This is a genomic window from Rhodococcus sp. 24CO (assembly GCF_050586165.1).
Taxonomy (GTDB): domain Bacteria; phylum Actinomycetota; class Actinomycetes; order Mycobacteriales; family Mycobacteriaceae; genus Rhodococcus_F.
In genome coordinates, this window is record NZ_JAZFNF010000041.1 from 1 (window position 1) to 8,232 (window position 8,232).

At 61.3% G+C, this 8,232-nt stretch carries 12 protein-coding genes; 4 read left to right on the forward strand and 8 right to left on the reverse strand.

Features of this window, described 5'->3' with window-relative positions:
• Positions 1-669: transposase (locus V2B23_RS30555; RefSeq protein ID WP_430953643.1), on the forward strand; the 669-nt coding region annotated here is incomplete at its 5' end.
• Between the two features lie 558 nt (positions 670-1,227).
• Here the strand turns inward: V2B23_RS30555 and V2B23_RS30560 are convergent.
• The 5 genes from V2B23_RS30560 to V2B23_RS30580 form a co-directional block, all read right to left on the reverse strand.
• Positions 1,228-1,473 carry a hypothetical protein gene (locus V2B23_RS30560; protein WP_430953644.1) on the reverse strand — a complete coding sequence of 82 codons (246 nt, stop codon included), beginning with the start codon at positions 1,471-1,473 and terminating at the stop codon, positions 1,228-1,230.
• Positions 1,474-2,524: 1,051 nt separating this feature from the next.
• Positions 2,525-3,118, reverse strand: coding sequence for a hypothetical protein (locus V2B23_RS30565; protein WP_430953645.1), 594 nt, complete (start codon positions 3,116-3,118; stop codon positions 2,525-2,527).
• Positions 3,119-3,136: 18 nt separating this feature from the next.
• A complete protein-coding gene (locus V2B23_RS30570; protein ID WP_430953646.1) occupies positions 3,137-3,835 on the reverse strand; it encodes a hypothetical protein in 699 nt (232 codons plus the stop codon).
• Positions 3,836-4,202: 367 nt separating this feature from the next.
• Positions 4,203-4,895: a GAF and ANTAR domain-containing protein gene (locus tag V2B23_RS30575; RefSeq protein WP_430953647.1), complete on the reverse strand. Its 693-nt coding sequence runs from the start codon at positions 4,893-4,895 to the stop codon at positions 4,203-4,205.
• A gap of 76 nt (positions 4,896-4,971) precedes the next feature.
• Positions 4,972-5,727 (reverse strand): GAF and ANTAR domain-containing protein, encoded by a 756-nt coding sequence (locus tag V2B23_RS30580; RefSeq protein ID WP_430953648.1) that lies wholly within the window; start codon positions 5,725-5,727, stop codon positions 4,972-4,974.
• Positions 5,728-6,020: 293 nt separating this feature from the next.
• On the opposite strand from V2B23_RS30580, the gene V2B23_RS30585 reads away from it, so the two are divergent.
• The 3 genes from V2B23_RS30585 to V2B23_RS30595 are packed head-to-tail and all read left to right on the forward strand — an operon-like array spanning position 6,021 to position 7,509.
• Positions 6,021-6,710: a GAF and ANTAR domain-containing protein gene (locus V2B23_RS30585; protein WP_430953649.1), complete on the forward strand. Its 690-nt coding sequence runs from the start codon at positions 6,021-6,023 to the stop codon at positions 6,708-6,710.
• 23 nt (positions 6,711-6,733) lie between these two features.
• The gene (locus V2B23_RS30590) at positions 6,734-6,961 is read left to right on the forward strand and encodes a hypothetical protein (RefSeq protein WP_430953650.1); all 228 of its coding nucleotides are present in this window, start codon (positions 6,734-6,736) and stop codon (positions 6,959-6,961) included.
• Positions 6,910-7,509 carry an ANTAR domain-containing protein gene (locus tag V2B23_RS30595; RefSeq protein ID WP_430953651.1) on the forward strand — a complete coding sequence of 200 codons (600 nt, stop codon included), beginning with the start codon at positions 6,910-6,912 and terminating at the stop codon, positions 7,507-7,509. The genes V2B23_RS30590 and V2B23_RS30595 overlap by 52 nt, the downstream gene beginning before the upstream one ends.
• A gap of 1 nt (position 7,510) precedes the next feature.
• Here V2B23_RS30595 and V2B23_RS30600 read toward each other — a convergent pair whose 3' ends face one another.
• The 3 genes from V2B23_RS30600 to V2B23_RS30610 are packed head-to-tail and all read right to left on the reverse strand — an operon-like array spanning position 7,511 to position 8,007.
• Entirely contained in the window at positions 7,511-7,651 is a 141-nt protein-coding gene (locus V2B23_RS30600) for a hypothetical protein (RefSeq protein WP_430953652.1), read from the reverse strand.
• Entirely contained in the window at positions 7,652-7,834 is a 183-nt protein-coding gene (locus V2B23_RS30605; protein ID WP_430953653.1) for a hypothetical protein, read from the reverse strand.
• 23 nt (positions 7,835-7,857) lie between these two features.
• A complete protein-coding gene (locus V2B23_RS30610; RefSeq protein ID WP_430953654.1) occupies positions 7,858-8,007 on the reverse strand; it encodes a hypothetical protein in 150 nt (49 codons plus the stop codon).
• Positions 8,008-8,232: the final 225 nt, after the last annotated feature.

An 8,232-nucleotide genomic window follows, 5' to 3' on the forward strand; every position in this document is an offset into this window, starting at 1 on the left:
TTCGCCACTTCCATCCTGCCGCGAAGGACCAGCCCGTCTACTTCAGTCCCGCGTCAGCAACGTCCATACCCACAACACCTAGCGGTCAAACACGCACCCCGCATGGGCGCTCGACTGGCCGACGAGATCATCGCCGCACTCAGTACACAAACGGTGACAGTACCCGGCAGCAAGGCCGCAGAAATCGTCCTACCGAAACTTGCCGAATCCTTGAAAGAAACGCTGCTGCAACGGAAAACGATCGGTGACGATGTCGAGAGGATGCTCGATGACCACCCTCTTTCCCCAGTCCTGATCTCGATGCCTGGCATCGGGATCAGGACTGCAGCCCGGATCCTGCTCGAGGTCGGTGACGGGTCGGCATTCAAGTCCGCGGGCCACCTCGCCGCCTACGCCGGGATCGCGCCAGTGACCCACAGATCTGGCTCTTCGATCCGCGGTGAGCACCCTGCACGATCAGGAAACCGCAAGCTCAAACGTGCGCTGTTCCTGTCCGCGTTCGCGGCCCTGCACGACTCGACCAGTCGCTCCTACTACGACCGCAAACGGGCTGAAGGCAAGAAACACAATGCCGCTCTGATCTGTCTCGCCCGACGCCGCTGCGATGTTCTCTACGCGATGCTCAAGAACAAGACTCTCTACCAAACATCTTCCGCTGCAGCAGCTTGACGGAAACCATAGGGACACCCTCCCAGGCGTACCGGCCCGGTGCGTCGACAACGGTTGTCCAACAGTATGAACAACGCAATACGACAAAGTCAGGACCACTGTGAACCGTACTGATGACATGATCGAACGACTTTTCTACGACCCGCAGGCTGAGGTCAGTCAACCGGAAACCAGGCCGGCCACACCGCGGCCCGCTTCTATAGCTGTCCTCTCCAATCCAGAGGGTAAGACCGGCGAGGAAATTCACCGGATACTCTTCAGTGCTAACTATCATCTTTAATGTTACGAAAGCCCTAGTCCGAGCAGAATATTGGTCATGATAGGTCGACCCATATCCGTGCCCCGTGGCGTGGCGGGCCATCTGCCGCCCCGATCTCGATCACGGTGCAGGCACGGTTCGAGATCGCGGCGACGGCGACGTGGATCAATGAATTGGTGTGGAGTGTGCTCGACGTCCGCTCTGCGATCAACGGTCCCTTCGAAACTGGGTTTGCTTGCCGTTACCGCAATAGGGCGGATCTCGTCAGATGCGCCCTGATCTCGTCGCCCGGCGATCCGTCATGGTTTGTGGGCGAGGATCTTCGAGACCTGACTGTGGTCATTGAGATGAGCGAGCGCCCGCGGTGACAAGAGTTTCGTGACGTACACGATTTGGCGGTGAGCAGACTCCGGCGCCAACAGGATCGGTTCGTGGTGAGCGACACGATTGCGGAACTCACGCAGTGCAATGAGCGCATGGTGCAGCGCGATCGGTTCCAGGCGGAAACGGCTCGTGCAGGTGAGGAACCCATAAAGACTTCTCATGAAAATCTGAAGTCAGGAAGGTCCAGAACCCGAACATCAGTTCCGCCACCACTTTTCCTGCAACCGTATCGCCGTTAAGGTTTCTGGCTTGCTTACGGGCGGAGGAGATCTGGCCCCGCGGTGCTGTCACGTCGACGTTGCGTTGTCCCGACGGGTCCCAGCGTAGGTGTTTCGGAAACAGGTGTCCGGCGGTCGTCGGCTCCGTCCAGTGCGCGTCCGCGCCCTGAAGCATGGAATAGTTCGCGGTCGTAGGCATTGCGCAGGCCCACTTCCAGATGTGCCAAGTCGTGCAGAAATGCCACACTGAGTTGGGCATTCAACTCGTAGAGTTGCAATGCCCGTTCCGGTGAACCGCCACCCTTGCGAACATACGTCGCGAAGCGTTACGGGCTCAACCAACGCTGCACCCAGTCGTCGGTGCCCTTTGTCGTGTAACTCCTGCTTCGCGTACGCTGTCGGTTGTAAGCCTTTGAGGACCGCTGACTTCTGTCACGTTACTTAGGCCAGGATATGGAAGCCTCGGTACTCCGTTCGCGGACCGGAGGCTTTCCCTTTTTCAGCCCTTCGTCGAGCGGGAATCACAAACGCTTACCCCGGGGTTGGCATCGCAGATCGATGATGGCGGGTCGTCGTCGATTCGCTCATTCAGTCTGGCGGCGATGATTCGTGGATCGGCGGATGATGCTGTAAACGACTCTATTTCAGATACCTATAGAGCTTATCCGCCATCCAGGACCTGCCGTCACAGGTGAACTACTTGATGGTTGCAGGCGGCGCGTGAACAGGGTTGGACCGCAACTATTTTGGCCGGATGAAGGTTGCGCGTTGATGTCTGGAGCACCCACGGGTGATGTTTCGGCTAGTGCATCGACAGATCCAGACGCGCCCCTGGACGAGAAATGGCGCGAGGTAGTTTTTGATCCACTACTCGCACCGCCGTGCACAGCGTAGCACTGGTGTCGCTGATGGAAAGTCGGCAGAGATCGGGTGCGTGACAGCGAATCCCGTGGCAGTCGCCGGGCGCAGGAGGGAGAGTCGGGCTGGCGATTTTCTATCGGTTGAGGTGGTCGGCGAGGCAATTGATGGGGCGGGTGACGATGGTCAGATTCGTAGATTGGTGTTCTCCGGTGATGCGTACGCCGGCGCGGACGTGGGCGTCGCCGTCGATGGCGACTGTGGTGGTGTCGGTAGCTGCGATGCGGGTGTATCCGGCGGCGTGGACGTGGCAGTGGCAGTGCGCGAATACGATAGCGTGCTCATCTGCCCGGATGTCGGCGTAATCGGTTCCGACAATGCGGCTTTCCCCGTGTGCGTCGATGGTGGTGGTGTCGAATGCTTCGACATGGGCGAAGTCGTAGGCGCTCACGCGGGCGTGGTGGGTGGCTTGGAGGAAGCACCGTCCGGCGGCGGTGATGGTTCCGCCAGTGACGGCGGCGCACGTTTGTCCGGTGATGGTGACGTCGACGTTGTCGGGGATGTGTCCGAGGTCGAGCCATTTGTCGGGGCCGATGTCGATGATCAGTGTGGTGGCGCCGGCGCCGAAGTAGCGGGTGTATTCGCTGTAACTGTGGACGATTGTGGGGCGGGTGTGCTTGAGATGCTGCCGGGTGCGGCGCCACGCGAGATGGTCGAGGGGTGCGTTCATGAATCGATATTGCTTGTGTCAGTCGAAGTCTGGGTGGTTCTGGCGGGGTGTCCGTGGCAGAGCGTTCGCTACCTCCGGCTCATCGGGTAGCTCTCGTTGACACCGCCCCCCGACCCGGACCGTCAACGGCGAGGCGCCATTCCAGCCGTTGGCGGCGATGGATGCCTCGGCGTTGACCGGAATCGCCACCGGGCCCTTGGTGCTCACCACCTGATCGCCGACGGAGTCCGAGCGCTTGACGGCGATCAGCATCGAGGCGGGCGGGCCCAGGCCGGCAAGACCATAGACGACGTCGCCGTCCGCGTCCCGCTCAACCGACAGGGTGGTGCCCGGCTGCAGCCGCAGGTCCGCACCCCTCGTCGACACCGACCAATTTGCCTGCTCGGCGGCGAGCATCAGCAGCGGCTCGAACACCGTGGTGCCGCTCAGAGTGAGCTTGCGCTGGCTCTGATCGACGCCCACCGTGGCCCTGGAGCCAGGCTGCAGCGCGATGTTGTCGAGCTCGTTGACCCAGCCATCCCCATAGAGGGAGATGTCGATGTCCGCGGTCAGCCCGGCGGGTGCGCCCTTGAGCTTGAACTCGAATGCTTTCCCCGCGGGAACGCTGAATAGTGCGGCCTTCTGGGTATTGACGAGCGGGCGACTCTCAAGGCCGTCGATCTCGCGCCTGGACGTCGAAGTCCCAGTCGAGCATCGTGCCGTCTGGGTTCTCTGCATTGTCCTTGACCAGCACGAGGACGGACTCGTCGCCATCAACGCAGGTGGGACATTCCTGCAGCTGCGCTGACGGCTTTAGCTCGCTCAGCTCCATCCGGTTGGCCGGGGAACCGACAAACAGGTAGGCGGGCGTGCTCGGGTACAGCAGAAGATGTAGTGCGTGAGGTGCCGTAATCCCAAGGCAATGCCGCGCAGGTGCTCGAGCCGGCGAGAACTGTGGTTGCGCAGCACCTGCGGTGAGACTGTAGGTGCCCCGGCCCGATGGTTGCGTTGACCGAAGACGGGGCACTCTGCGCTGCGCAGGCGGTTGACCCGTCACGAGATGTGGGGCAGACACGTTTTCAGCCCGTCGTCAACACGATCGCCTTTATCGTCGACCTTCGACCACCTGCTCAGCGTATTGCGCAATTGTCGAACCCCGAGCCTTCGCCTGCGCCGCCAACACCCTCATCGCGGCCGTAATGCTGCTGTTGTCGTATTCGGCAACCATCCCCGCGGCCTGTTCGATCACGGCGCGGGAAGACAGAATATGTTGCGCCGCCACTGTCGCAGCCTCGGCTCGATCGTCGATACCGGACATCGACAGGGTAATCGCGGCGAGATCAGCCATCGACTGGCCGTACGCGCTTCCTCTGGGGCGCGAGTTCCACGGGTCCGCCGTGAACACAGCCAACGCCCCGAGAGGTTGTCCGGCGAGGCGCAACGGAAAAATCCGACATGCCCCCAGCCCGGAGAGTGCGGCAGCGTCGGCAAACCGCGTCCACCGATGACTGGCGATCTTGAAATCGTCGATCATCACTACCGACCCCGTCGACGCACTCAGAGCCACGGGACGACTGTGCACGAGATCGCGGTGCGGTGAAAAGCCCGGTGCAACGGATTCGCACACGACCTCCACGCCGGCCGGGTCCGTTGCCCGTACAAGCAGTACACACCACGCGGCGGTCAACGACTGCCGGGTACGGTCGGTGATCGACTCGAGCAGGTTGTGGGAGTCGTAATTGGTGGTCAGCACATGAGTGATCTCCGCGATCGTCACCTGCGGCAACGAGGTGTCCATCTGTATCCCCTTTCTCGCTCGCTTTCCTCGAGGCGCCTCGTACGTCTCCAGCCTTGCATCTGTCGCAACCGACCTGTTAATCGTCCTCGCCTTCCTCGCTCGAGAATCGACGCCGGCGGGCGACGACGTCGCCCGCCACTTCCCAAATCGGCCGGTCAGATAAATAGGCGGTAGCCCGCAGCCGCGACAAAGCTTCGGTGACAGTAACTTTCAACTGCACGGCAATCATCCCTACCGCCTGATTGACCTCGGGGCGATGAAACGCATTCGTCATTCCCCTGGTGTCCGAAGCTTCCTCGAGAGATAACTCGTCGAGCAACGACAACGCAATGGCATCGGCGAAGGACAGTGCCGCGTCCAGTTGAAACTGCGTCAACGCCCCCGCAGTGCGTCGGTACAGTTCGAGAACGCCGAAGACCCTCGGACCGCCGCGCAACGGAAACGCATAGACCCCGCCGACGCCGGCGCGTTCCGCGTCGCTGGAGAATCCCGGCCACGACTTGCCATGCAGCGGGTCGGAGGTGTCGTTGCACAGGACCGGACTGCCGGAGAGAAACGCGTCGACGCAGGGACCGTCACCACTGGTGAACTGTAGTTCGTCGAGGTGTTGCGCGAGTGCATCTGTGGCATACATCAACTCGCGGGCGGACGAGGTGCTCAAGATCGTCACCGCGGCGCCGTCAACCTCGGTCAGCGATATGCACTTTACGCACAACTCCGCCGTCAGGGGCAGCTCGATCGCAGCCCGCACGCCACGGTCGGCCGAATCCTTGTCGGATCCTTCCGGCGATTGCGGCGGATCCTGCCAGTCGCCACGAGACTGTGCGTCCACAGGATTTCACCTCCTCGCCCTTCCGTCGCCCGTATATGCGTCGATGGTCCACACCGACGTTCCGTGCAATTGGGCCGCCATGACGCCGAAAAGGCGTACTGTTGAGATTACCGAATATCGGGACATCTCCGGCGCGCGACCGGGTTGGACGTGTCGATGCCACAGCACCATCAGGTGGCGGTCATCTGGCGCGCAGATCGGAATTGTCTCTCATGGTTGCTTCGCGTGCTCCGCGGCCCACCCCCGACACGTCCGCTTCGTTCCGGCGCGCTCGCCAGTTAAATCCCGTTGGCATGGATAAACTGCGACGGGATCTGAGTATTCCGACCATATCGGCCGACCGCGTGATCGAGTTGATGACTCGATGCACCAGTGCCGCTGTTGAACTCGTCTCCGGCGTCGATCACGCGGGCGTGACGGCGACATTGGACAGCACACCGTTCACGGTGGCTCCGACAGATCCACTGGTAGGGGCTTTCGACGACGCACAATACATATTCGGCGACGGCCCATGCCTCAGTGCCTCACGATCGGGACACAACGTCCGTATGTCGCTCTCGGAGCTCGAAGGCCGCTGGCCGGGACTCGGCACGAGGGCCAGGGCAGCGCAGCTCACCGAATTCCTCGCAGTACCGCTCTTCGCCCAAGAAATACCGGTGGGCTCGTTGAATCTTTACTCACGAGAGAGCATCGACAACTCGATTCACGGCCTCGACCTGGTGACTGTACTGGCCGACTACCTGGGCAGTGCCCTCGACGTTGCCGCTGACGACGCACAGCGGGGCCGAGCGGCCACCGTCCTGCGTGACGCCGTTGCGGCACGAGTCGATATCGACCGTGCTGTCGGCGTGCTGATGCACCAGAACGACTTCGATGCGCCGCTCGCATTCCGTGAGCTGGAAGCGCGAGCTTCCGCAGATTCCGGCAATATACTGAAGGCGGCGCGTCAGGTTCTCGCGTCTCTGGGTGACGGGTCGGCCTGAGAAAGTAGCTGAGCGAGGCAGCCATGAAGGAACGCTCCGAAGACGATATCCGCGGCGACGAACGCCGCAAGGACATCGCGCCTGGCGACGTTCTCGACAAATTCGACGCCCTCGCCACTGCACTCTCGGATGTGGCTTCCCGGGTCGGCTCGGCCAGCGCAACCGATGCTCTTCTGCGATACGCGTCTCCGGAGCCGACATGGCCGGGATTACTCTGCTTTCGGAATCGGGTGTACCCCGGACTGCGGTGAGTACGAGCAGCACAGTTCGCGATGTGGATTTCGAGCAGTATGGCTGCGGGGAAGGCCCGTGCCTCGAGGCTGCACGGACCCGTAGGATGGTTCGCGCTACCGTCACCGATTCCGCATTCCGGTGGCCGGTATTCAGCGCACATCTGCGCGAACCCAGGGTCAGGAGCTTCCTGTCGTCCCCGTTGTGGGTCGACGAAAGACATGCGGGCGCACTCAACATCTACGGCCACCACGCTCGAGGATTCAGTGAAGTCGACGCACTGATCGTGTGTGTGTACACCACCGCTATCGAGGGTTTGTTTCGTATTGCGAAGGAAATCGAGTTCGCGCAAAACGAGATCACCGGCCTCAACACCGCCATGAAGTCCCGTGCGACGATCGAGCAGGCCAAGGGGATCCTGATGGCGATACGCGGGTGCAGTTCCGAAGCGGCGTTTCAGGTGCTCGTGACGGAGTCTCAACGGACACAACAGAAGTTGAGAGTAATTGCCGATCAAATCGTCGAACGTGCAGAATCATCCCGGGCGAACACGAAAAAAACGACCTGATTCACGTCGTCTGCGACTTCCACGAAATGACGTTGCCCTCCGTCCCTTGAGGGGCTGCGGGCAACGTGATCTGTATGTCGGTGGGGCGTTCCTCGCCCCAGCCGACGAACTCGGTGGCGATGAGAAGGACGACGATAAACACTCAGCCTTTTTCGGAGAGAGCGCTGTAATCGATGCCCAGCGCGATGGCGACAAGCAGGATGGCGGGCACGATCCATACCCAGCGGTTGACCGGGCGGTCGTCCTTCATGACCGGTCGCCACCACCCCAACGCTGCGACGACCCCGTACGTGAAAATCAGGGCGAGGCTGAGTGGGATCAGCATTGTGAAGACCACTTCGCGGGTGGTCAGGGTGTCGTCTCATCGCCCCAGCCCTCGATGAGACGGCCACCGAACTGGATGATCGCCAGATACACCACGACCGCGGCGACGAAGGCAATGTAGGAGAGGTGGCGCCCGCTGATGCGCGGGGCGGCCTCATGTTTCTGAGCGTTCACTCCAGGAAGATTAACGTCCGAATGCGATGATCCGCGCAGCGTAAATGTCATGTCGTAAACCGGACATTGCGATGCGGACCGGAGCCAAGAAGCGGGTTGTTCGATCTTCGGCTCTTCACCTTCAGCGTGCATCTCCATCGAATGCGATTAGGTGTTGTGGGTATGGACGTTGCTGACGCAGGACTGAAGTAGACGGGCTGGTCCTCGGCGCGAGAATGGGAATTG

What these genes read in the sequence shown, in the direction of transcription:
- V2B23_RS30560 (WP_430953644.1), bottom strand. Translation starts at nt 1,473, where the DNA reads ATGAGAAGTCTTTATGGGTTCCTCACCTGCACGAGCCGTTTCCGCCTG.
- V2B23_RS30565 (WP_430953645.1), bottom strand. Translation starts at nt 3,118, where the DNA reads ATGAACGCACCCCTCGACCATCTCGCGTGGCGCCGCACCCGGCAGCAT.
- V2B23_RS30570 (WP_430953646.1), bottom strand. Translation starts at nt 3,835, where the DNA reads ATGCAGAGAACCCAGACGGCACGATGCTCGACTGGGACTTCGACGTCC.
- V2B23_RS30575 (WP_430953647.1), bottom strand. Translation starts at nt 4,895, where the DNA reads ATGGACACCTCGTTGCCGCAGGTGACGATCGCGGAGATCACTCATGTG.
- V2B23_RS30585 (WP_430953649.1), top strand. Translation starts at nt 6,021, where the DNA reads ATGGATAAACTGCGACGGGATCTGAGTATTCCGACCATATCGGCCGAC.
- V2B23_RS30590 (WP_430953650.1), top strand. Translation starts at nt 6,734, where the DNA reads ATGAAGGAACGCTCCGAAGACGATATCCGCGGCGACGAACGCCGCAAG.
- V2B23_RS30595 (WP_430953651.1), top strand. Translation starts at nt 6,910, where the DNA reads ATGGCCGGGATTACTCTGCTTTCGGAATCGGGTGTACCCCGGACTGCG.
- V2B23_RS30605 (WP_430953653.1), bottom strand. Translation starts at nt 7,834, where the DNA reads ATGCTGATCCCACTCAGCCTCGCCCTGATTTTCACGTACGGGGTCGTC.